At 54.4% G+C, this 22,379-nt stretch carries 25 protein-coding genes; 11 read left to right on the top strand and 14 right to left on the bottom strand.

Annotation, left to right across the window (positions count from 1 at the left end):
• Positions 1–52 precede the first annotated feature (52 nt).
• Positions 53–1,129: a hypothetical protein gene (locus tag ACYQ04_RS11280; protein WP_460129612.1), complete on the top strand. Its 1,077-nt coding sequence runs from the start codon at positions 53–55 to the stop codon at positions 1,127–1,129.
• Between the two features lie 4 nt (positions 1,130–1,133).
• Positions 1,134–2,063 carry a dipeptidase gene (locus ACYQ04_RS11275; RefSeq protein ID WP_460129610.1) on the top strand — a complete coding sequence of 310 codons (930 nt, stop codon included), beginning with the start codon at positions 1,134–1,136 and terminating at the stop codon, positions 2,061–2,063.
• Here the strand turns inward: ACYQ04_RS11275 and ACYQ04_RS11270 are convergent.
• On the bottom strand, positions 2,060–2,500 hold the full coding sequence (locus ACYQ04_RS11270) for a hypothetical protein (RefSeq protein ID WP_460129608.1): 441 nt from the start codon (positions 2,498–2,500) through the stop codon (positions 2,060–2,062). The genes ACYQ04_RS11275 and ACYQ04_RS11270 overlap by 4 nt on opposite strands.
• Positions 2,497–3,192, bottom strand: a complete 696-nt coding sequence (locus tag ACYQ04_RS11265) for an RAD55 family ATPase (RefSeq protein ID WP_460129606.1) — start codon at positions 3,190–3,192, stop codon at positions 2,497–2,499. The genes ACYQ04_RS11270 and ACYQ04_RS11265 overlap by 4 nt, the downstream gene beginning before the upstream one ends.
• 75 nt (positions 3,193–3,267) lie before the next feature.
• Between ACYQ04_RS11265 and ACYQ04_RS11260 the strand changes: the two genes are divergently transcribed.
• Positions 3,268–4,122: a class I SAM-dependent methyltransferase gene (locus ACYQ04_RS11260; protein WP_460129604.1), complete on the top strand. Its 855-nt coding sequence runs from the start codon at positions 3,268–3,270 to the stop codon at positions 4,120–4,122.
• On the opposite strand, the gene ACYQ04_RS11255 is transcribed toward ACYQ04_RS11260, so the two are convergent.
• Together ACYQ04_RS11255 and ACYQ04_RS11250 are read right to left on the bottom strand one after the other, a co-directional pair.
• A complete protein-coding gene (locus ACYQ04_RS11255) occupies positions 4,117–5,181 on the bottom strand; it encodes an AAA family ATPase (RefSeq protein ID WP_460129602.1) in 1,065 nt (354 codons plus the stop codon). The two genes, ACYQ04_RS11260 and ACYQ04_RS11255, sit on opposite strands and share 6 nt — an antisense overlap.
• Positions 5,182–5,223: 42 nt before the next feature.
• On the bottom strand, positions 5,224–7,092 hold the full coding sequence (locus ACYQ04_RS11250) for an alpha/beta hydrolase family protein (protein WP_460129600.1): 1,869 nt from the start codon (positions 7,090–7,092) through the stop codon (positions 5,224–5,226).
• 118 nt (positions 7,093–7,210) lie between these two features.
• Between ACYQ04_RS11250 and ACYQ04_RS11245 the strand changes: the two genes are divergently transcribed.
• Positions 7,211–7,537 (top strand): hypothetical protein, encoded by a 327-nt coding sequence (locus ACYQ04_RS11245; RefSeq protein WP_460129598.1) that lies wholly within the window; start codon positions 7,211–7,213, stop codon positions 7,535–7,537.
• On the opposite strand, the gene ACYQ04_RS11240 is transcribed toward ACYQ04_RS11245, so the two are convergent.
• On the bottom strand, positions 7,505–8,155 hold the full coding sequence (locus ACYQ04_RS11240; RefSeq protein WP_460129597.1) for a serine/threonine protein kinase: 651 nt from the start codon (positions 8,153–8,155) through the stop codon (positions 7,505–7,507). The genes ACYQ04_RS11245 and ACYQ04_RS11240 overlap by 33 nt on opposite strands.
• Before the next feature lie 50 nt (positions 8,156–8,205).
• Between ACYQ04_RS11240 and ACYQ04_RS11235 the strand changes: the two genes are divergently transcribed.
• Complete coding sequence (locus tag ACYQ04_RS11235) at positions 8,206–8,433, top strand: Lrp/AsnC family transcriptional regulator (protein WP_014122803.1); 228 nt, start codon at positions 8,206–8,208, stop codon at positions 8,431–8,433.
• Between the two features lie 69 nt (positions 8,434–8,502).
• Here the strand turns inward: ACYQ04_RS11235 and ACYQ04_RS11230 are convergent, their stop codons facing one another.
• The 3 genes from ACYQ04_RS11230 to ACYQ04_RS11220 all read right to left on the bottom strand — a co-directional run bounded on the left by ACYQ04_RS11230 (position 8,503) and on the right by ACYQ04_RS11220 (position 12,129).
• Positions 8,503–9,177 carry a TIGR00153 family protein gene (locus tag ACYQ04_RS11230; RefSeq protein ID WP_460129595.1) on the bottom strand — a complete coding sequence of 225 codons (675 nt, stop codon included), beginning with the start codon at positions 9,175–9,177 and terminating at the stop codon, positions 8,503–8,505.
• Between the two features lie 4 nt (positions 9,178–9,181).
• Positions 9,182–10,393 carry an inorganic phosphate transporter gene (locus tag ACYQ04_RS11225; protein ID WP_460129594.1) on the bottom strand — a complete coding sequence of 404 codons (1,212 nt, stop codon included), beginning with the start codon at positions 10,391–10,393 and terminating at the stop codon, positions 9,182–9,184.
• Positions 10,394–10,500: 107 nt separating this feature from the next.
• Positions 10,501–12,129 carry a metallophosphoesterase family protein gene (locus ACYQ04_RS11220; RefSeq protein ID WP_460129591.1) on the bottom strand — a complete coding sequence of 543 codons (1,629 nt, stop codon included), beginning with the start codon at positions 12,127–12,129 and terminating at the stop codon, positions 10,501–10,503.
• 83 nt (positions 12,130–12,212) lie between these two features.
• Here ACYQ04_RS11220 and ACYQ04_RS11215 point away from each other — a divergent pair, with 83 nt between their 5' ends.
• Positions 12,213–12,569 carry a cupin domain-containing protein gene (locus tag ACYQ04_RS11215; RefSeq protein ID WP_099209332.1) on the top strand — a complete coding sequence of 119 codons (357 nt, stop codon included), beginning with the start codon at positions 12,213–12,215 and terminating at the stop codon, positions 12,567–12,569.
• Here the strand turns inward: ACYQ04_RS11215 and ACYQ04_RS11210 are convergent.
• The 6 genes from ACYQ04_RS11210 to ACYQ04_RS11185 form a co-directional block, all read right to left on the bottom strand.
• Positions 12,566–13,084 carry a signal peptidase I gene (locus tag ACYQ04_RS11210; RefSeq protein WP_460129589.1) on the bottom strand — a complete coding sequence of 173 codons (519 nt, stop codon included), beginning with the start codon at positions 13,082–13,084 and terminating at the stop codon, positions 12,566–12,568. The two genes, ACYQ04_RS11215 and ACYQ04_RS11210, sit on opposite strands and share 4 nt — an antisense overlap.
• A 57-nt stretch (positions 13,085–13,141) precedes the next feature.
• On the bottom strand, positions 13,142–13,552 hold the full coding sequence (locus ACYQ04_RS11205; RefSeq protein ID WP_460129587.1) for a hypothetical protein: 411 nt from the start codon (positions 13,550–13,552) through the stop codon (positions 13,142–13,144).
• A gap of 153 nt (positions 13,553–13,705) precedes the next feature.
• On the bottom strand, positions 13,706–14,986 hold the full coding sequence (locus ACYQ04_RS11200; RefSeq protein WP_460129585.1) for a tRNA (N(6)-L-threonylcarbamoyladenosine(37)-C(2))-methylthiotransferase: 1,281 nt from the start codon (positions 14,984–14,986) through the stop codon (positions 13,706–13,708).
• An 87-nt stretch (positions 14,987–15,073) separates the two neighbouring features.
• The gene (locus ACYQ04_RS11195; RefSeq protein ID WP_460129583.1) at positions 15,074–16,345 is read right to left on the bottom strand and encodes a 1-deoxy-D-xylulose-5-phosphate synthase; all 1,272 of its coding nucleotides are present in this window, start codon (positions 16,343–16,345) and stop codon (positions 15,074–15,076) included.
• 2 nt (positions 16,346–16,347) lie between these two features.
• On the bottom strand, positions 16,348–16,746 hold the full coding sequence (locus tag ACYQ04_RS11190; RefSeq protein WP_460129581.1) for a hypothetical protein: 399 nt from the start codon (positions 16,744–16,746) through the stop codon (positions 16,348–16,350).
• A gap of 650 nt (positions 16,747–17,396) precedes the next feature.
• Positions 17,397–17,624, bottom strand: coding sequence for a TRAM domain-containing RNA chaperone (locus tag ACYQ04_RS11185; protein WP_099209339.1), 228 nt, complete (start codon positions 17,622–17,624; stop codon positions 17,397–17,399).
• Between the two features lie 229 nt (positions 17,625–17,853).
• Between ACYQ04_RS11185 and fdhF the strand changes: the two genes are divergently transcribed.
• The 5 genes from fdhF to ACYQ04_RS11160 are packed head-to-tail and all read left to right on the top strand — an operon-like array spanning position 17,854 to position 22,303.
• Positions 17,854–19,956, top strand: coding sequence for a formate dehydrogenase subunit alpha (gene fdhF / locus ACYQ04_RS11180; RefSeq protein ID WP_460129579.1), 2,103 nt, complete (start codon positions 17,854–17,856; stop codon positions 19,954–19,956).
• Positions 19,953–20,423, top strand: coding sequence for a 4Fe-4S dicluster domain-containing protein (locus ACYQ04_RS11175; protein ID WP_460129578.1), 471 nt, complete (start codon positions 19,953–19,955; stop codon positions 20,421–20,423). The genes fdhF and ACYQ04_RS11175 overlap by 4 nt, the downstream gene beginning before the upstream one ends.
• Positions 20,407–20,790 (top strand): 4Fe-4S binding protein, encoded by a 384-nt coding sequence (locus ACYQ04_RS11170; RefSeq protein WP_460129576.1) that lies wholly within the window; start codon positions 20,407–20,409, stop codon positions 20,788–20,790. Before ACYQ04_RS11175 ends, ACYQ04_RS11170 begins: the two co-directional genes overlap by 17 nt.
• The gene (locus ACYQ04_RS11165; protein ID WP_460129575.1) at positions 20,778–21,839 is read left to right on the top strand and encodes an FAD-dependent oxidoreductase; all 1,062 of its coding nucleotides are present in this window, start codon (positions 20,778–20,780) and stop codon (positions 21,837–21,839) included. The genes ACYQ04_RS11170 and ACYQ04_RS11165 overlap by 13 nt, the downstream gene beginning before the upstream one ends.
• Positions 21,836–22,303 (top strand): 4Fe-4S dicluster domain-containing protein, encoded by a 468-nt coding sequence (locus ACYQ04_RS11160; protein ID WP_460129572.1) that lies wholly within the window; start codon positions 21,836–21,838, stop codon positions 22,301–22,303. Before ACYQ04_RS11165 ends, ACYQ04_RS11160 begins: the two co-directional genes overlap by 4 nt.
• Positions 22,304–22,379: the final 76 nt, after the last annotated feature.

Below are 22,379 nucleotides of genomic sequence, written 5' to 3'. Positions count from 1 at the left end.
GGACGAACTCCGGGAACGTTTATAAGGATTTGGAAATAAATTAAAAGTTGTCATGACCGACGTCGAAGAGATTAAAGCCTTGGCAGAGAGGGGGCAGTTTGAGGACGCGCTTGAGAGGGTGTGGGACTTAGAGGATGAGCTGGACCAGATTGAGGCCCTCATCAACGTTGCCCTCGCCATACGACGGAAAGGCGGTCCCGAGGACTGGATTCCGGGAATCCTCGAGGACGCAGAGTACATAGCCGAGCACTCGAAGGACCCATACGTTAGGGCCATAGGGTACGGCATAATTGCCTTCGCCTTCCACGCCCTCGGTTATTACAAGGAGGCAGCCGAGACCTTCAACACCGCCATAGAGGAGGCCGGCAAGATTAGGGATTCCCTGTTAAAAGGGGAAGCCATAGCGACGATAGCGTACTACGTTGCCACGACCGGCGATGCCAAAATGGCCATGGGCCTCTTCGACGTGGCCTTCGACGTTATAGCCAGGGCGGAGGTAGAATACAGGGCTAAAGTTGACGGCCTTCTCAAGACAGCCGAACTCATGGAGAACGCCGGCGATGCGCTGTTCTCTAAGAACGCAATAGGCTTTTACAGGACCGCATTTGACATCTTCGACAAGCTCCACGTGAACCAGAGGGCCGGCGTCACAGAAAAGAAGCTCCAGCTCGCCGAGATAATGAGCGAGACTGGGTTGCCGGAGATAAGGCGCGCCCTGCTCGAGGGACGCTACCACTACGCGCTGGCTTTGATAAGGAGGAAGTTCAAGGGTGCGTCGAAGCTCATTGGAGAACTCGAGGCGGCCCTTTGGATGAAGCGCGTAAACGAGCCGACTTACGTAGAGGTTATTGAAGAGGCACTCCGCGAAGCCGGTAACGTTGAGCTCTCACCGGCGAGCGCCCAGAGGGTGGCGATGCTCCTGACCCAGCTCGGAAGCCTCAGGGACGCGCTGACCTTCGCGGAGATGATAGATGACCCGGGAAGGAAGAGCAGTGCCCTCAGGGGAATAGCGATTGCCCTCGCCGAGAGGGAGGAGTACGACGAGGCCAAAAAGGTGGCCGAGTCAATACCCTTACCCGAGGTCAGGGCGGAAACCTTAAGGGACGTCGAGATGATGTCCCTTGGGTGAGCCCATGATTTTCGACGCACACTCGGATTTGCCCACCTTCATCTACGACGAGAGGAAGGCAGGGAAAACGCGCGTCCTCGAAGGGAACTGGCACTTCTTCAACGGCTGGGTTAGCTCAAGGGTTATGGCGATATGGACGAGGCCGGACAGGCGAAAGGACGCAACCACTTACGGTTTCGAGGTCCTGAACGCTTTTCTAAGGGACGTCGAGGAGAGCGAGCGCTTCGAGCTCGTGAGGAACGTTGAGGAGATGAGAAAAACCATAGAGGACGGAAGGGTCGCCCTCTGGCTCGGCCTCGAAGGGGGAGAGCCAATAGGCGAGAGTTTAGAGCTCCTCGAGGTCTTTTACCGCCTTGGACTCCGCGTTCTAACGCTTACTTGGAGCCTCAGAAACGCGATAGGCGACGGCGTCTTCGAGAGAACGAACGGAGGCCTTACCAACTTCGGCATTGAAGTCGTCGGCAAGGCCGAGGAGCTTGGAATAGTCATAGATCTCAGCCACATAAACGAGGCCGGCTTCTGGGACGCGCTGAGCGTTACTTCCTTCCCGGTCATAGCGTCACACTCCAACGCGAGAAAGCTCTGCGACCACCCGAGAAACCTGACCGACGAGCAGTTGAAGGCGATAGCTGAGAGGGACGGCGTCGTTGGGGCGGTTGCAATACCGAGCTTTATCGATAAGGAGAGGCCGACGCTGGAAAGGTACGTCGAGCACATAGCCTACATGGTCGACCTCATCGGCTACAAACACGTCGGCCTCGGCTTCGACTTCGTCTACTACCTGAGCGGCTGGAGCGGGAGGAGTGTCGAGGGCTTTGAGGATGAATCGAAGATTCCTGCGCTCATTGAAAAGCTGAGGGAAAACTTCAGCGAGAAAGAGGTGGAAGCGATAACCTTCAGGAACTTTGAGAGGGTTTTTGAGAGGGTGACCTAAGGCCTCCTAAGGAAAGGAGGTATCCCTAGGTGGTCCCTGCTGTTGGAGAAGCGCACGAAGCCGAGGAAACGCACCTCCCCAGTAAACCTCGTGGAGAGCATGCTGAAAATCCCCGACCGCTCAGCAGCAGAGCGGGCGGACTCCCTGGCGAATTCCACCTCAAGTACGGGGGGCCGGTAGACTCCAAGCATTATATCAAGCTCCCTGTCCGAGGCACCCTCAGTTCTTCCTTTTCTGAAGGAGTCGAGGGCCGGGCCGAGGACGTTCCTCGCCTCAGCCTCCCCAAGGACCCGCTCCTTGAGCTCCCTCGACCAGCCGCTCCAAGCCAAGTGACCGGAGTAGCCCAGAAAATAGCCGAGTAAATAGGCCTTTCTAACTGGATTTTCCTCCACCTGGATTTCTGCCACTGTCACAGGCTTTCTTCGGAACCTCCTCATATGAGCGGCCCCCTGACGGAGAGTCCGCGAGAACCGAACTCAACACGGTACATCCTGGTCTCGTGGTTCGTCCTGCGCATCTTGAGCACTTGGAGGGCCCTAACCATCTTGACCCCATCGAGGTAGTAGTGGAGCATTATGACGCCATCGACGAGGTAGTGCTCCTCGGTGTAGCGGTCGAGCTCAGTCAGCTCGGCAACGAGGACGCTTGTTATTTTTAGGTCCTCAATCGTCCTAAGAAACGTCGCCAGCTCGGCCCTCTTCTCAGCCGGGTCGGTTGTCGGGAAGTCTATGGCGGTAAGAGGGTCTATGACGAGACGCGAAATCTTCGCCTCCCTAGCGAGGTCTTTGATGCGGAACATGACACTACTCCACTGGGGTGGTTTGGCTGTAGAACCCCAGAGCTCCTTTCCGAGGTCGTAGAGGATTAGGTTTCCCCTGGCAACGTGGTCCCTCACCTCAGGGTCAAAGCGCTCGAAGTCCTTCAAAACCTCCTCGGGATTGTGGACGAGGGACATATAAGCGACCCTCTCGCCGTTTCTCGCACCTTCCACGAGGAACTGCATGGCAAAGGTGGTCTTCCCGCTTCCAGGAGGACCCGTGACAAGGTAAGCCTTCCCAGGGACGAAACCGCCCTCGATGAGCTCGTCAAAGCCGGGAATTCCCGTGCGAACCCTCTCGCCAACTTTCATCGTCCCATCCTCCCTCTTGTTAATGAATGGGCAAAACTATATAAAAAGGTGTCCCACCCTGTGTGAGGGAATACCATGGACAACTACTTCCTAACGGCCCAGGACGCGAGGAGGATGCTCCTTTCAAGGGGAACCATCAGGCTCAACCTCGACCTCAGGAGGACCAACAGGACGTGGGAGATAAAGCTGGAGAACAACGAGTTCATCTTCCCCGACGGAACGCGCGTTTCGAGAGACATCATCGAGAGGATAGCGAGGGACGAGGGGGCCGTTTACTTTGTGAGGGGAGGGGGCGTCTACAAGGCCGCCATCGCTGGAGAGCACTTCTACAAGCTCGTCCCGACGATTCCGCCGACGATTGAGATAAACGGCATCAGGATGCACAGGACGAAGGGAGTAAACCCGCTCCAGGACACGAGGAACAAGGTGAACGCTGTTAAGCCGAAGGAGGGCGAGACGGTCTTGGATACCTGCATGGGGCTCGGTTACACTGCTATAGAGGCCTCAAAGAGGGGAGCCTACGTCATAACAATCGAGAAGGACAAAAACGTCATCGAGCTGGCGAAGATAAACCCCTGGAGCCGGGAGCTCTTTACGGGCGGTAAAATCCAGGTGATTCACGGCGACGCCTTTGAAGTCGTGAAGAAGTTCAAGGACGAGAGCTTCGATGTAGTTATCCACGACCCACCGCGCTTTTCTTTAGCAGGCCAGCTCTACTCGGAGGAGTTCTACCGCGAGCTCTTCAGGGTTTTGAAGCCCGGCGGAAGGCTCTTCCACTACGTTGGAAATCCGGGGAAGAGATACCGCAGAAAGGACCTCCAGAAGGGCGTGATGGAACGGTTGAGGAGGGCGGGCTTCGTCGGCGTTAAGCGCGTTGAAGAGGCACTTGGAATCGTGGCGAGAAAACCGGAAAAGAAGGAGAAGTCATAGCCTTTGGAAAACGCGGTACATTACGGGGTCGGGAATCCTGTACTTCCCATGTCCAACAGACTCAAGGAAACCGTAGTCAATCAGCCGGTTGATGTAGTTCCTTAGGGATTTGTCGTCAACGCCAACTTTTCTTTTAATCTCTTCGAACCTTGCATAGCCAAACCCCTCGCTAAGCTCCGCGACTGCTTTCATTACGAGCTCGTACCTCGGGGACAGCTTGGTGAGTTCTCTAAACTCAGAGGTCACGTATGCCATCGCCTTCTCAAGAACCCTCTCAACGGCCTCATCGTGCGTCAGGCCATCAACCCTTGAAGCCCCGTAGTGAACGAGCCAACCGGGAACCCCGTCGAGGGTTTGAATAGCGGAGAGCAATTCCTTGTCATCAACGGGCTTACCAACCTCCTCAAAGCCCCGTTCAAGGAACTCAAGGCTTTCCGAGGGGTTAAAACGGGGAAGACGAATCCTGACCTCATACCTCCCAAACAACGGTGAAGAGCCGTCGTAGAGCTTCAAAAAGTTCTCAAGAACGCCAACCTGCGAGCCCGTGAAGACGAGGACAATGTTCTGAAGGGCATCGAGAACCCATGCAAAGAACCGAGTCATGTCTTCGTTTGAAAACCTGAGGTACTGGGCCTCGTCGAAGGCGACTATAACAGGATTTTCCACCCCGTTCAGGAGGGAGAAAACCTCAACGAGGTCCGGCTTATCGCCAATGTCGAACTCAACGGGACCGAGCTTAACGCCCCTTACCTTTGAGAGCACGCTACCTATGACGTTGCGTCCGAGGAGGGCCCTGTAGACCTGCTCGGCTATGACCTTCTGAGGATACCTTGAGTTCAGAGAAGTTGCCGCACGGGTATCTATTACTATGTGTGGAATTCCATCATCGGCGAATTCGTTGAGGGAAGCGTAGAGGAAGCTGGTCTTGCCTATCCTCCTCGGTCCGGTAATTAGAATGAAGTTCCTACCCTTTCTCACGGCATCTCTAAAAATCAAATACTCCGCCTTCCTGCCGAAGAGCTCGCGGATTGATGTCTTGGGACGAACATCAAACAACATTTAAGGACACCCCCCGAAAAGGGGGATGTCCAAAGGTGTATATTAAGGTTTCTCCTTCAGTATCTTCTCAACGTCGAAGCCCTCTTCGTACTTCCTGAGCTTCCTCTCGAAGAACTCGATGAAGAGCTTGTAGCGCTTCGAGCGGTGCTTCGGGCTTCCGCGGATGCTGTGGCCGTGCGGGCCCCTCTTGAAGACGGCTATGTAGGCTTCCTTGCCGAGGTCCTTCAGCACGTTGTAGAACATCAGGCTCTGGTCGAGCGGACAGCGGTAGTCCTCGAGCGAGTGTATGAGCAGTATCGGGGCCTTCACGTTCTTCGCGTAGAACAGCGGGCTGAGCTTCCTGAAGTTCTCGTTCTCCAGTGGATTCGGCCCTATGACCTCAACGTCGAACCAGAGGCCTATGTCCGAGAAAGCATAACTGGTCAGCCAGTAGCTTATGCCGTTCTCGCTGATTCCGGCCTTGAAGAGGTCGCTCTGCGTTAGCGCCCAGTTGGTCATGAAGCCGCCGTAGCTTATGCCTGTTATGCCAACCCTCTCCCTGTCGGCCTGGGGCTCGAGCTTGAGGAACTCCTCTATACCTGCCATTATGTCCTCGAAGTCCTCCAGGCCGGTCCTCTCGAGGACGCGGAGCGCGAAGTCCTCGTCGTAACCGTCGCTGCCGCGCGGGTTGACGTAGACAACATAGTAGCCCTTGTTCGCCATCAGCTGCATCTCGTAGACGAAGCGGTGGCCGTACATTCCCTTCGGCCCGCCGTGAACGAAGACTATCACCGGGGCCTTCTCGTCCTCCTTGAGCTCAGGTTTGAGGTACCAACCGTCTATCTCAAGGTCCTTGCTCTTAAAGCGGAAGTGCCTCGGCTCGAAGGTCCTGAGCTTCCTGAATATCGGCCCGTTGTAGTCGGTGACCTGCTTGAGCTCGCCGTCGTAGAGGTAGAGCTCGCCTATCCTCGTTGCCGTCATTATGAGGAGAAGAGCCTTCCCGTTGCTGACATCGAGACCGTAAATCCAGTGGTCGCCAACGACGACCCTCTCGGCCTTCCCGTCCCAGAGCCAGAGGTGAACGCTGCCAGCGTCTGGAGTTAGGAAGTAGACCTTGCCCTCGGTGAGCTTCGCGCCCCAGACGTCGAGCGGTCCCTCGTAAACGGGCTTAAGCTCGCCGTCGTAGATGTAAAGCCAGTCGTGCTCGCTGATGAACCGCTTTTCCTTTTTGCCCCTAAGGAGAATCACCTTTCCGTCGGAGTCAACCGCCTCGAAGGAAACGCGCTCGAAGAGCTTCTCCTCGTTTCCGTCCTTCCAGAGGTAGATGTCGTAGAACTTGAAGAGGGCAGGCTTACCGTCCTCGCGGTGCGGAACGTTGATGAGTATTCCATCCCCGTGCCATATGCCGGAACTGAAGCGGGGCTTCTCGAACTCCTCTATGATTTCCTCCGCCTCGGTGTCGAGGACCCAGAAGGTCGTCTTCTCGCCGTCGAGGAAGCCCATGCTGTCGAACCAGAAGGGAACGTCGTCGTCGAAGACGAAGTCGTCATCATCGTGCCTCTTGAAGCCGACTATCAATAGCCTCCTCGAGTCGTCGTTCCACTGGAGGGAGCGAATGTTCTTGGCGGAGAGAACCTTCTTGGCACTCATCGTCTCAAGCTCGGCAATCCAGACCTCTGTTTCCTTCTTCTCCTCGTTGGGCCTCGTGAAGGCAAGTTTGCTCCCGTCCGGTGAGAGCCTCGGCATGGAGGCGTTCTCAATGAAGCGCCTTGAGCTGGTCTCAAGGTCCTCAACGACTATCGTGCTCTCGTACCTGTTGTCTTTCATGTTGACCTTGGTCAGGGTGTACGCTATTCTGCTCCCTTCAATCCTCGGGTCGTTCAAGTAGGCGAACCGAGAAAAGGTCTTCTCGTTCCATTCGATACTGCTCATAACGCTATCACCGAATTATGATAAGCGCCTAGGTATATAAGCTTAACCCCAATGGACAGCAACGGACGCTGGGAACCTTTAAAAGGGGCCCACCGATAGTGCATGGACAGGTGGGAGAATGAAGGAAACGAGCGCCATAGCGATAATCCTCGCCGTGGGAATAGGCGTTTCATTGCTCCTGAAGAACTACATAGGAATCGCCATAGCGGCCTTCGGGATACCGGCGTACCTCGCCTACACCGCCCGTGAACAGAACATACTCGCGAAGTCGAGACTCTACGACAGGGACCTGTTCCTCATGATCGGCATCGCGGTTGTCGTGATTCTAATCTTCAACTACTTCCTCGACCCGAGGATTGGGCTCATAGCCCTCGCCATCATCGTTCCGCTCCTGGCTCTCTACGCCGACAGGCTAAAGGCCGGAAAGAAGGCCCAGAAGGCGTGAAAGCTTTCCGGTTCTCTTGTACTCCCTCAGCGCTTCTTTTACCTCCTCCCTGAAACCCTCGTCGAGATTGAACTTCACGTAGAGCCTCTCAGAAATCGCGTTTCTGCCGACGAAGAGCATCGAAAAGGCCGAGGTTAGGTTGTTCGGCTTCCTCCAGCCGGCCTTCTCAAAGTCTATGATGTAAACGCCCTTACCGACGATGATGTGCTTGCCACCCTGAATCTGGCCGTGGTCGAGGTAGAGCCTGTCGAGCAGGGCCGTTTTCTCGGCTATCCCGAAGAGGTGGGGCTTTTCAAGGTCGGCGTAGAGAACAGGCTCACCCTCGGCGAACTCCCTGACGAGGTATGGCAGACCTTCAAAAACTCCCGTGAAGAGGAGCGGGGGTGTGATTCCGAAGGGCTCTATAGTTTTTAGTATCCTCGCCTCCTTTTCGAAGTTGTTCCTCGGCGAATCCGGCCTCTGGAGCTTCACGAGGGCCTTTCTTCCTTTGAACTCGCCGAGGAAGACGAGACCCGTAGTGCCTTTGGAGAACGGCCTAACCTCCTCGAAGCCGAGGTCTCGCAGATGGTTTAGAAACCGCTCCAGTTTTTTACGACCGATGATGTTCTCGAACCCCATTCTCGATAAGCTTAAATAGGTCGCGGGTTAAATATTTTTGGTGATAGCCCATGGTGACGGCTTTTATTTTGATGGTTACGGCCGCTGGAAAGGAAAGGGAAGTTATGGAGAAGCTTCTCGCCATGCCAGAAGTTAAGGAGGCCTACGTTGTTTACGGCGAGTACGACTTGGTCGTTAAAGTCGAGACAGACACTCTCAAGGACCTCGACCAGTTCATAACCGAGAAGATAAGGCGCATGCCGGAAATCCAGATGACCTCGACGATGATAGCCATCTGATTCTCTCGTTCTTCTCTCGCATTATTCTCCGCAAAGCATTCTCAGAATGAAAAGAGGAAACAGTGGGAGTTACTTGTTCATCATCAGCCTTATCCTCTCGGCGGCGTCCTTGGCCTTGTCCGAGATGTTGCTGAGAGTTCTGGCGACGTTGAGCAGGTATATCCCAGTTCCCCAGTTGAACTTCTCGGCGTTCTCGAAAACGAGCCTCATCAACTGAGTGTCGAGTTCGTCTATGGTTTTTTCAACATCTTCGATGGCGTGGATTAACTCGTACTCTCTCTCAATTTCCTTCTCTGCGAAACCGCTTTCTATAACCCTATCCATCTGAACAATAGCCTCGTGGACAAGCTTCGCGGCGTTTATGCTCTCTGTTCCCATCGCCAACATGACATCTTTTATTTCCTTTGGAATCCCGTCCGGCTTTCCTACCAGCAACCACTTCGCGGTGTCCTCAGCGGAATCGGCAACCTTGTCCTGCATATGGAGGTAGATAAGGACGTCCTCTCGCGAGACCGCCATCATAAGCTTCGAGCTGAGCGAATCGCGGATTTCTTCCTTTATCCTGTCCGCTATGTCCTCAAGCCTATCCACCTCAATTGCCAGGTCCCGCATCTCCTCGTAGTTACCGCTGTACCATGCATTAAGGGCCTTTTCGAGTGTCTCTACCGTTTGGTAAACTACTTCCGAGTGCTTTATCAGAGGCTTGAAGGGGCTCTTCGCGAAGAGTTTGGTCCATACCTGCACGGTATCACCCCACGAGCATTAAGACCTTGAATATGACGGCGCTTATCGCGGCCGCCACAGGAACCGTCACAAACCATGAGATTATTATATCCTTCAGGATTGAAGTGTTTATCGCTTTGATTCCCCTGGCAAGACCGACGCCAACGACCGCACCGACGACAGTGTGGGTCGTTGAAATCGGCATTCCCAGCCAGCTGGCCACGAGTATGACCGTTGCCGCCGAGAAGTCTATGGAGAAGCCCCTTGTGTTCGTCAGCTCGGTAATCCTTTTCCCAACCGTCTCCATAACCTTGTAGCCGTACATGAAGATTCCAACCGCTATACCGAGACCACCCATGGCCATAATCCACTTCGGAACCGGAACCTTCATTCCGGCCATCCCCATCGTTATAACGGCGTAGGCGGCCGCTATCGGACCGACTGCGTTGGCGACGTCGTTCGAGCCGTGGGCAAGAGCAACGTAAGCGGAGGTAACGACCTGAACCTTTCGGAAGATGCTCTCGACTCCGATGTAGGGGTCGCTGGGTTTGAAGTGAAGCTTAATCAGGAGGTAGCTCAGAATAAAGACGACGATTCCAGTTGGAATCCCGTAGAAAAGGACGCCATGAACGAGGTTTTTGCCATGGAGAACCTTGATGTAGAACATGGTTCCTATTACGACAAAGGCCAGCCCAATCCAGAAGGGGGCCCAGTAGCGTGCGCTTTTCACCGGGTCCTTCCGAACGAGGATGCTTCGTCTAACGGCCTTGAAAACGAAGAACGCAACGATTGCACCGAATATCGGCGAGAGAATCCAGCTGAGAACGACCTGGCCGAGCTTACCCCAGTCCACTATGCTCGTGCCCGCGTAGACGAGTCCGTAGCCGACGACGCCGCCGATGATTGAGTGAGTCGTCGAGACGGGAAGGCCGTTGTAAGTGGCGAAGATTAGCCAGATGCTCGCCGCGAGGAGGGCCGCCAGCGACCCGTAAACTATCACCCAAGGGTCGTGAATCATGTTGACGTTTAGGATTCCCTTCCTTATCGTCTCCGCAACGCTCTTTCCAAAGAAGTACGCGCCCGTGAAGTTCATAACACCCGCTATAACCGCGGCCTGCTTCGGCGTTATGGCCTTCGCACCGACGGCGGTTCCCATTGAGTTGGCAACGTCGTTGGCACCGATGTTCCAGGCCATCCAGAATCCGAGGATGATTGTAGCGATCAGCCACGGGTCCATCCACACCACCGGGCGAAACTAAATTGAATCAAATAAATATCTTGCCGCAATAAAATATAGCCCACTAAATGTCTCTATATAGACACAAATAGAATAAATAAAAAAGTTCAAGTGGAAACCTTGACCACCTTTATGTCAATCCTTCCATCGGGTTCCATCGTCAGGATAACGTAGTGGTGGAAGCCGCCCTCGTTAGGCGGGGCGTAGAGAGGAGCACCGCCACCACCCGTTATGATAAAGTGAACGCCGTCGTAGGTTCCGTTCCAGTATAAGTGGATGTGGCTGAAGATTCCGAAGGCGTTGTACTCCTTCATAAGCTTTAGGAGTTCCTTCGCGCTCTCCTCGCTCATCGCGTGGTCGTCTCCCCCGGGTCTCGGGTCGTAGGGCGGTGCGTGCATAACGACGACCGGCCTCTCACCGCGCTCCTTGGCTACCTCAAACTGCTTCTTAAGCCAAGCGAACTGCTCGTCGGTCAGGCTGTAGTCGTTGTCCACATCGTCCGCGAAGATGTAGCGGTAGTTTCCGAGGCTGAAGGCGTAATCAGTCGGGCCGAAGAGGTAGTGGAAGATGCTCACCCCCTCACCCTGGTACTCGTGGTTTCCGGCCGCTATGAAGATGGGCTTGTTCCAGTGCCAGACCTTCATAAGCTCGGCCCACTGGTAGATTGTGCCGGAGTAAACGAGGTCGCCACCGTCTATGACGAAGGCCCCACTCTCCTTGTTGATGTCAGCCATTATCTTGAGGAAGACCGCCGGAGGCTTGTCGCCGCTCGCCGGCCTGTGGTCACCGAAAGCGAGGACGCGGTATTCGCTGACGTTCTTTGCGTGAATTGAGAAGCTCGGCTCACTCGTCCTGAACTCTATCGTGGTGTTGTCGAGGACTTTGGTTCCCTCGGGGAGAACCATGAGTTCTGGGTTGACGTTCTCGATGACGTAGGTCAGCTGGACGTTCTTCGGGTTCTCAACCTTCACGGTGACGTTGAAGCCGAGGGCCCTTATGTAGACCGTCGTGCCGTTGACGAGCCTTATGAAGCCGCCGCTGACGGTGACGTTCTCGCCTTTCACAACCCTCCAGTAGTAGTTGAAGGGCTCGTCGTAGAGGAGCTGGTAGAGCTCGTAGTGCTCGTCTTTATCCGGGACCCCATTGAAATTCACATCACCAATCTCCTTAAGGAGAATTCCCTCGAAGGAATCGGAGCGAACGACAGCGTTGGGGTCGACCGAAATCTTCCCGTCCTTAAGCTCCCTGAGGAAGTAAAGCGAAGCACCGACGCCGGCCCTGCTCGTCCCTGTGACGACCATGACGGAGCCGTTCTCGGAGTTGAGAACCGCTATCGCACCGAGCCAGGGACCGGGGAGATGGGTTCCGTACTTGTAGGCGATGTAGCCGAAGGGTTCAATCTCCCGAACCTGAACGGGTTTTCCGAAGAGTATCCTTGAACTGACCTCGTCCCCGGGCGAGAGAACGACTATACCGCTTCCCTTGAACTGGGAGAAGGGCTCGACCCTTGCGTTCGGGAAGTAGTGCTTAACCAGGCTTCCATAGCCGTCGCTGACGTAGAACGTCTCGTTGAAGAGCTTCCACCAGCCCCCAATGATCTTTCCTGTGGGATACTTGGCGAAGTTAATCCCAGTGGGCTGGGGGGTTGATGTTGTTGAGCTCTGCGTCTGGGTTGAACCTATGCATCCACCGGCCAGAACGACCAGAACCAAAACAAGTGCAATCAAACGCCTCATGCAACCACCCGCTGAAACTCTATGTTAGCCTTAAAAGCGTGAAGGTTTAAATATGAATCCGTCTAAATCTGAGCGGTGATACCATGTTCGTCGGGCACTACAAGGACGTCCCCGAGAAGGACACCGGTTTTGAAGGCGTGACCATAAGGTGGCTCGTTTCTCCGAAGCTCGGAGCGAAGAACTTCGCGATGCGCTACTTCGTCATGAAGAAGGGCGCCGAGATTCCGATACACCAGCACGACTGGGAGCACGAGATTTTCATCATGAAGGGAGAGGGAATAATAACCAACGGAAAGGAGGAGCACCACGTTAAAGCTGGAAACTTCCTCTACGTCCCGCCCAACGAGCCCCACGGCTACAAGGCCCTAACTGACACCTTCGAGTTCCTCTGCCTCATCCCGGCCAAGAAAGAAGCCATCCCCGAGGAGGAGTGGGCTTAACGGCGGTAGTACTTCTTCAGCTTTTTCCTTTTGATTGCGAGCAGTGAAGGTTTGGCCCACTTGGGCCTCGGAGGCTCTTCTTCAAGGAGTATGAGGGCAATCTCGTAGGCCAGGCTACCTATGATGAACAGGAAGATGAGGAGGACTATCAGGGGAGTGTAGTACCAGACCATGCCAATCTTCGGAATCACTAGAATTACCTTCCCTATAACCTGGTTCGGATAAACGCGCCAGGGGTCAGTGTACTTTCGGTTGTCACCCTTCGTCACGAAGTAGATTCTGCCGGATTCATCGGTTTTTATTGCCACGATTCGGTGAGAGATTCTATAAGTTGAGCTTCCTATGTGAACCTCGTAGAGTATCACGTCGCCGACGTGAAGCTCGGATGGAGAAACCGGCCTTGTAACCACGAGGTCGCCGGGGTTTATATGGGGCTTCATTGAGTCCGTCAAGATAACGACGTACTGGAAGCCGAAGACGAAGTGGAGGACTAACACAAGGACGAGGAAACCCACCAAAAGATAAGAGAGAAGAGAAAAGGGGTCGGGGCGATGGTTCATTTAAAACCCCCATCAGCTAACGGAAACCTGCTTGCCAGCGATGACAAGGGAGACCTTGGTTATGTAGTTACTCCCGAGGTTTATGTTGAGGTTTGAGACTGTTATTGTGGTCTGGTCTGCTTTGATTGAACCAGTTTGTGATATAACGTTTCCATTATCAAGCGTTACGTAGAACGTCCAGGTTCCATTCACACCAGGACCCTTGTCGAGGGTTATAGTAGCCCCAGTTATCACCGGCTCGTTCGATGAAAACACCCAGTTCACCGCGGCTTTGGTTGTATCAACGGCAACAGTACTGTTGGCACCGCCACCGACCTTCTGGACGGTTATGCCAATCCTCGGAACGGCGAGGGCGGTTCCGATTAGAGTGAGAACCAGCACAAACACAAGTGGAATTAAACGCTTCTTTGCGTTCCTCCTCATTCAAGCCACCTCCGTTTTAACCCTCAAAAGATGTGGAAACGGTGGTATAAATAGTTTTCTAAAATGAACCTTAATGGTTCGATTTCTGCATTAGATTGAACACAATTAAAACCAAAAGTTCTTGAGAAATCCCCAAAGAGACGTCAAGAAAACTCAATCCTCCACAGGAACGCCCCTTAGGTAAGTGGAGCCGGCCCAAGTGACCTTGACCTCAATGAACTCTCCTGCCTCCCCAGTATTGAGGATTACCTCCTTGTAGTTGAATGTTCTCCCCTCGACCCCACCCTTCTTGCCAGGACCGTGGACGAGAACCTCAACGGTCCTGCCGACGTAGGCCCTGTTTATCTCGTAGGATATCTGAAGCCTCAGGCGGTGCAAAAGCCTCGATCGCTCCTTGACGAGCCAGCCCGGCAACTGCTTCCACCTTGCCGCTATAGTTCCAGGCCTCGCTGAGTAGCGGGAGACGTTAATCTTGTCCGGCTTAATCCGCTTTACAAGCTCGACCGTGTTCCGGAAGGCCTCATCGGTCTCCCCCGGGAAGCCAACTATGATGTCGGTGTTGAGGTTCAAGTCCGGAATCTCCTTCCTGAAGGCACGAACTATCTCCTCGAACTCCTCAACGGTGTAGGTTCTCCCCATCCGTCTAAGAACTTCGTTATCGCCGCTCTGGACAGGCAGGTGGAGGAAGCGGTAAACCTTCTCGTCCCGATAGGCGTCAATCAGCTCGTCGAGGAACTTGAGAACGTGGTTGGGGTTCATCATGCCGACCCTAACTCGAAACTCCCCTTCGATGGCCGTTATCTCGTCGAGGAGCTCAGCCAAGTTCGTCCCGATGTCGAAGCCGTAGCAACCGGTGTCCTCGCTCGATAGAATAATCTCCCTGTAACCCCTCGCTAGGGCTTCCTTCACCCACTTGAGGACAAGTTCAGGCTTGTAACTCTTGAGGACCCCCCTTGCGAAGCGCGTCGCGCAGTATGTGCATGCATTAAGGCAACCCTCGCTTATCGGGACGACGAAGGCAACGCCGGGCTTCCAGAGGCGCGGGAGTTCGAGCTTGTCAGGGTTCCTCTCGCGCCAGCCCTCAACACTTACGAGCTTCCCACCGCGCTCGGCAACGTCAATTGCTTCAGCGATTCTGTCTATGCTCTTAACCCCCAAGATTCCGGAGACACGCGGGTCTATTACATCGGGGTTGACGTGGACGAGACAGCCGGTAACGATTACCCTCTTCCCGGAACCGAGGAGCTCCTTAATTCTTTTCGCCATCTTGAGCTCGGTCGGGTCTTTAACCGCGCAGGTGTTGACGACGACGTAAGCGGCCCGCTCCGGAGTCTCGACTAACTCGTGGCCCGCTTTCAGAAGAAGGGCCTCCATTATCTCGCCGTCTGCCTTGTTCCTTGAGCAACCGTAGCTCTCGACGTGAACTTTAACCATCGGTGGGCGCTCTAAGAACGGCCTTAAAAAATGTATGGTTCAGAAGTGAGAACTCGCGTTGGAATAATCAGGGGGAGGTCAGTATGTTTAGTAACACCCTGAGACGTAAGGACACATCGTTTTAGCTATAATTTTTGCCATCTCGTAGTTGTAGATGGGCTGAAGCGTTGGGTCCTCCGTGCGCAGTTTTATCATGGACTCCAAGACCGCGTCACCGTGCTTAAAGTACCATCCCACGGCGTCCCGAATGTAGAGAGACGTTAGTGGGTCCCGATGGCAGGCATTAATTGACTCCAAGGCCTCATGCCTCAGGCGAAGAACCATCCTGACTTTCTCCGCTGGAGTTTTCAGGGTGGCAAAAGTTGAATTGAGGGCCTCAAACTCGTCGAGATGCTCGTCTATCGCGATTGCGTACAGCAGGTGGTAAATGGCGGCTGAATAATAGCCTTTCTCAACTCCTAGGAGCCCCCGCTTTTTGTGGTAATCCTTCCAGTCACACGCCACCTTTAGCATTGTTTCCTCGAATTCGCACGGGACATCAACCCTTGAGAGATTACCCACGAGCGTGTGCACGTTATCTCTAAGCCCGGTGGGACTGTAGGTGCCAGGGGTTAAGTGGTTCATGAGAGCCTCCGAGTCCGTCAAAAAGCTCCTAGCGAACTCCAAGTAAGCCACCACCCAACTTCCGAGTATGCTCATGTTCTCAAACTCTTGGGGCGCTGTAGGGTTAGGTATCTCAGCAAGCTTTTTCAGAAAGTCGCGGGATTGGTTCAGGAAAATCTCAGCCTTGATGAGATTGTCCTCCACCACAAAGCCTGTTATAAGGTAGTCCGTGAAGTTAATCCCTCTTCCCAACGTTTGTTTCCACTTTTCGGCCGTTTTGTTCTGTAATGCTTCCACGCTTTGAAATTGTCCACGGATGTACTCAAGGAACTCCGTACGGTTTGAGAGTACAAGGGTTGAGCCCAAGTAGTCAGCGGCGAGTATTGCACAGCTCCTGCCCTCTGTGAGGGCAGCGTAAAACTGACCCCTGTGTTGATACGAATAGGTCTCGTTAAGGCAGACATTGATGTCTTTTATTTCATCATCTGAGGCATTTAGCTTGAGAAGCATCTCCCTAAGCTCCAGAACCCGCTCAATGGCACGTTCAACGTCTTCGTCATCCACCTTTTGATTCAGATACGCCCAATGAGTGGAATCGTAGCTCAGCTTAAACTTCTCAAGTTCCGTTTGAACCAGGTTAAGGGTGTTGTTGAGCTCTACTTTCTCCCTTACTGTCCTCTCGTGTTGAATATACTTTGAGTAGGCTAAGAACCCGAAAACCACCAGAAAAAGAAGGAAGAGGACCTTCGTTTTCATGATTATCCCCCTTCAATCCTGCCCGGATTGGCATAGTAGACTCTTGTCTTCACAGTTATACGGGCGATTCTTGTTGTTTTTCCAAGAACCGAAGTGGGACCAACACTTTTTCCTTCAGGGAAGATTGGAACGCTGTTATGGGAGTACTCCGCAACGTATAATGTCGCGCCGCCGCTTATTTCAAATTTATAATCCCCCTCCTCGGGATTTGTTATAATCCACGTTACCCCCATGCCATAATCGGTACCCCTAAATCTAGAGTCTCCGTAGAAGTTAATGGTTATTTTACTAACATCGAAAGCTACATCCCCAGAGGTCTTGATGGTGTAGCTATTTTTCTCACTCTTACCCAGACTTGATACAAGATCTGCAAAGCTTGGTAGTCCCAAGAGTTCAGCCAATTTATCCACAGCCTTTTTGAAGAACTCCGCATATGTATTCTCTAAGTCCGAGTGCCCATACCGGCATCAACGACAAAAATCCCGTTTCTTCCTGACACCACACCTACATAGGTGTCAGATGATGGCTTAGTGACTCTCACTGAAATCCAGTGACCACTGCTTACAGGGAAATAATAATGATTCCATCCACTTTTCCACCCGCTACCAAGTTTCACCCTTAGGAAAAAGACCTGCGGGAGTGTCACGACACCATCTTGATTAATCACCGCTACCTTCGGGAGATATGTAGAAGCAACCCCAACTTTGCCCACGAAATGGTCATATTGGTAGTATGGACTGGAGTCACTCACCCTTGTCTCCGGCTTAGCGGCACTGACTACTCCCCCGATAGAACCCAAAATCAGCAACCCATCAGCAAACCCAAAAGTTTCCTCCACATTATGGAGTCCCCCATATGCAAAGTTTTCGTTATAATATCACGTGTTAATCTTTATAAAATTTTCCTTAATGTACATTGTAATCAAATATTTTCATCTGAAGTAGCAAAAAGGAATACGTTCAACTCAAGACAAAAAGACTCAGGCTTACGCTTTAAACTTTAGAAGACAATCATAAAGGGCATACAAGGATAAGAGGAAAAGGGAAAAGAATCACTCGATGACCGAGGCGAAGGCGAACTTCCTCTTAACGGAGTTAATCACAATCTCAACCTCGTCTCCGACCTGGGTGTTCGGGACGAATATCACGAAGCCCTGAATCTTGGCGATTCCATCGCCGCCCTTTCCAAGGCTCTCAATCTTGACCTTGTAGCGCTCTCCAACCTTAACGGGGGCCTCGCTTCCATAGTCCCTTCCATATCCATATCTATCTCCGTACATTCACAACACAACCTACACATTTCTGGAACCCTCTCGAAAGACTCCGAGAAGAGTCCCATTGGGAAGTAGGTTCGAGGGTATATAAAGCTTTGCATAAACGTTAACGAACATTTAAGTCCATTGAGGGAGATTAACAACCCTTGTTCAAAACCAAAGCGTTAGACAACTGTTTTAAGCATCTACGACCAAGGTGGTTTGTGCAAATGCTAAAAATTCTCGGGGTGATAATGTGAAGGTCCCCATCGTGTGCCCCTACTGTGGCGTCGGCTGTCGGCTCTACATCGAGCGGACGCCGAGCGGTTACAGGCTGGATTACGCTGATGACATACCTGGCATCCCCAACGAGAACGGAAGCCTCTGTCCAAAGGGCAACGCCGTCCTCGATTTGCTCTCGAAGGACAGGCTCAGGAAACCCCTCAAGGCGAAGGAAGAAGGTAAGTTCGTCGAGGTGAGCTGGGATGAAGCCATCCGGGAGGTCGCCAAGAGGCTGAGGGAGATAGCTAAAGACGACCCGAATCAACTTATGTTCTTCGGCTCGGCAAAGACCTACAACGAGCCGAACTACCTCATTCAAAAGCTGGCCAGAATGCTCGGGACCAACAACATCGACCACTGCGCCCGCCTATGCCACTCCTCGACCGTTGCCGGACTGAAAGCTGTTTTCGGAGCGGGGGCGATGACGAACACCTACCGCGACATCGAGAGGGCGGACGTGATAATGATTTGGGGCCACAACTACGCCGAAACCCACCCCGTCGGCTTCCGCTACGTCATCAAGGCGAAGGAGAGGGGCGCGAAGGTCATCGTCGTCGACCCGAGGTTTACAAAAACTGCGTGGTTCTCCGACATCTTCCTCCAGCTTTACCCAGGAACGGACATAGCACTCGCCAACGGCCTGATGCACGTCATCATAAAGCATGGCCTCTACGACAAGGAGTTCGTTGAGAAGAGAACCGTTGGCTTTGCGGAGCTGAAGAAGACCGTCGAGGAGTATACGCCCGAGAGGGTCGAGGAGATAACCGGTGTCCCCGCGGAGCTGATAGAGGAGGCGGCGGTTACCTTTGCGAGAGCCGAGAACGCGGTGGTTACCTGGGCAATGGGGCTAACCCAGTCGGTTCACGGCTACGACAACGTCAGGGCAGTTGCGACGCTTATAGCAATCACCGGCCACATAGGGAAACCGGGAAACGGAGCCTCTCCAATGCGCGGCCAGAACAACGTCCAGGGAGCCTGCGACCTCGGCGTTCTCCCGAACGTCTTCCCCGGCTATCAGGCGGTAACAGACGAGGAAAAGAGGAGGTTCTTCGAGGAGTTCTGGGGAACTGAGCTGAGCGGTGAGGTCGGCCTTACGACGGTTGAGGCGACGCACGAGGCCCTGAGGGGGAAGCTGAAGGCCTACTACATTGTCGGCGAGAACCCGGTGATAAGCGAGGCAAACTCAAAGAACGCCGTCAAGGCCCTTAGAAAGCTCGAGTTCCTCGTCGTTCAGGACATATTCCCGACCGAGACGGCGAGGTTGGCGGACATCGTTCTGCCGGCAACTTCGATGCTCGAGAACGATGGCTCGCTAACCAACACCGAGAGGCGCGTGCAGTGGAGCTTCAAGGCAATCGAACCGCCGGGGGAGGCGAGGCCGGACTGGTGGATAGTGGGCGAGGTCGGAAAGGCCCTCGGTTTCACCGGAAGCGGGCCGAAGGGCTTCGTCTACCGCTCGGCGGAGGACGTTCTGAGGGAGATAAACGCCTGCACGCCCCAGTACAGGGGCATAACGCCTAAGAGGCTCAAGGCCAACCTGGCGGGAATCCACTGGCCGTGTCCGAGCGAGGAACACCCGGGAACGCCCCTGCTCTACACCGAGCGCTTCCTAACGCCGGACGGAAGGGCCCACCTTACCCCTGTGGAGCACAGACCCCCGGCCGAAACGCCCGACGAGGAATACCCGCTCATCCTGACGACGACGCGCTACGTCGGGCACTTCCACACGCTGACGATGACGGGGAGGAGCGAGCTCCTGAGGAAGCGCTGGAGGGAGCCGTTCCTTGAGGTCCACCCGGGCGATGCAAGACGTTTCGGGCTTGAGGATAACGGCTGGGCGCTCATAGAGACGAGGCGCGGGAGATACGTCGCGAGGGTGAAGGTTACCAAAGCTGTGAAGCCCGGAGTTGTCGCGATTCCCTGGCACTGGGGGGCCAACGTCCTGACCAACGACGCCCTAGATCCCGTTGCAAAGATTCCAGACACTAAAGCCTGCGCCTGCCGCGTTAAGCCCGTTGGAGAGGCCGAGGCGAGGCGGATTCTGGAGGGGCTGAAGGCCGAGGGGGTGGTAGCTTGAGCGGGATTCTAATCGACCCAGGCAGGTGCATAGCCTGCAGGGCCTGCGAGGTTGCCTGCGAGAGAGAACATGGAAGGAGCTTCATTACCGTTTTTGAGTTTGAAAGCTCGGCCGTTCCGCTGAACTGTCGCCACTGTGAGAAGGCGCCGTGCATAGATGCCTGTCCGACCGGGGCGCTCTTCAGGGACAAGGATGGGGCCGTTATGGTGGACGTCAAGAAGTGCATAGGCTGTGACATGTGCCTCCTGGCCTGTCCCTTCGGTATTCCGGAAATTGCCGGGAAGGTCATGGTGAAGTGCGACCTCTGTCCCGAAAGAAGGGCCGAGGGGAAGCTCCCGCTCTGCGTCCAGACCTGTCCGACGGGGGCTTTGAGCTACGTCGAGCCCAACGAATTCTCCGCGGGAAGAAGGAAGGCCTACGCCGAGAGGCTCGCCCTCAGGAGGGCTGAGAATGCGCCCGGTCTTTGACTGGGAGAGGTGCATAGGCTGTCTCGCCTGTGTGAGGGCCTGCAAAACCGGAGCCCTGAGCTACAGGGACGAAAACGGGGTTAGACGGATAGCCTTCGAGCCGAGGCTCTGCGACGGTGACCTGCTCTGCGTTGAGGTGTGCCCGGTAAACGCGGTGAAGGGCTTCCCAAACCACGAGAGCGGGGAGAGTTCGGTCACCTTCGAGCTGGCGCGCTGTGAGAACTGCGGAAGGCTGATGAATTTCACTGTTAAGGAGGTTGAATGGGCCAAAGGAAAAGGCTACTACGAGGTTTTTCTCTGTCGGGAGTGCAGAAAAGCTTTTTCGGTTGAAAAAATTCTCCTGGAGGGTTCCGTATGGAGGGTATGAACTTCGCCTTTCACTGCCTCAAAAGGCCCGAACTGACCGGAAAGAGGGTGGCGATAATAGGCGCCGGCCCCGCAGGTTTGGCGGCGGCCGGCTACCTCTCCTGTAAGGGCCACGAGGTTCACGTCTACGACAAACTGCCCGAGCCGGGTGGCTTGATGCTCTTCGGGATTCCCGAGTTCAGGATTCCCGTGGAGAGGGTCAGGCTCGGATACAGGGACCTTGCAGAGCGCATGGGCGTCGTTTTCCACACGGGAGTCAAGGTCGTCTCCGGTGGGAGGAAGGATGAGGGCGACGAGTTCGTCGAGAAGACCGTTGACTTTGAGGAGCTTGTGAGGAACTTCGACGCCGTTTTGATAGCAACTGGAACGTGGCGCTCCTGGGTGGCAGACATTCCGGGAACAGAGCTTGAAGGCGTCTTCAAGGCCCTTGAGTACCTCTTCAGGATAAAGAGCGCCAAGCTCGGCCACATGGACTGGAGCGAGGTGCCCGAGATAGAGGGCAGGAGGGTAATGGTCGTCGGAGCCGGCCATACTGCCTGCGACGCCGCTTTGGAGAGCCTCCTGATGGGGGCAGAGAAGGTCTACATGAGCTACCGCAGGACGATAAGGGAAGCTCCAGCTGGAAGCTACGAAATAAACCTCCTCCGTGAGAGGGGCGTTGAGTGGCTCGAGCTGACGATGCCGAAGAGAATCATCGGCGAGAACGGAAAGGTCAAAGCGGTGGAGCTCATAAGGACGAAGCTCAGCGAGCCGGACGAGAGCGGAAGGAGGAGGCCCGTCCCGGTAGAGGGAAGCGAGTTCACGGTCGACGTGGACTACATCGTCTTCGCGATAGGGCAGACGCCGACGCCACCCTTCGGCGAGAACTGCGGAATAGCGACCGACAGAAAGGGCAGAATCGTCGTGGATTCAAGGCACATGACGAGCAGGGAGGGAATCTTCGCGGCCGGAGACGTTGTTCTGGGTCCCTCACTCGTAGGCAGGGCAACGAAAGACGGCCTCTACGCCGGAAGAGACATGCACCTCTGGCTGATGGAGGTGAGAGCATGAAGCTCCTCGTGGATTTCAACGCCTGCATAGGTTGCGAGACCTGTGAAGGAGTGTGCGACTTCATTCACGACGGAAGGCCCAACATAAGGGTGGTTTTCGCGAGCAACGGTGTCGGCGTCCCGATTAACTGCCGTCACTGCGACGACGCACCCTGTATGGCGGTATGTCCAGTAAACGCCATCACCCGCGATAAAGACGGGGCCGTGATAATCAACGAGGAGAAGTGCATAGGTTGCCTGATGTGCCTCTCGGTCTGCCCGTTCGGGGCGATAGGCTACGAGCCGGTCGTTAAAGTTGTTTACAAGTGCGACATGTGCGCCGAGAGAAGGGCCGGGGGTTTGAAGCCGGCCTGCAATGAGATGTGTCCCGCCAATGCCATCTACTACGGCCCCGACGGCGGGGAGGAGAAGAGGGCAAAGGTTGCAGAACTTATAGCCATGGAAAGGGACGGTCAAGGTATTTAACCTTTGGTTTAAAACAAGCTGTTCCCTACCTTTGTTTTCAATTATAAGCTTTGGAAAAGCGTTTTAAGTAAAATAA

Source organism: Thermococcus prieurii (assembly GCF_054657655.1).
This window is presented reverse-complemented; position numbering and strand designations above follow the sequence as displayed.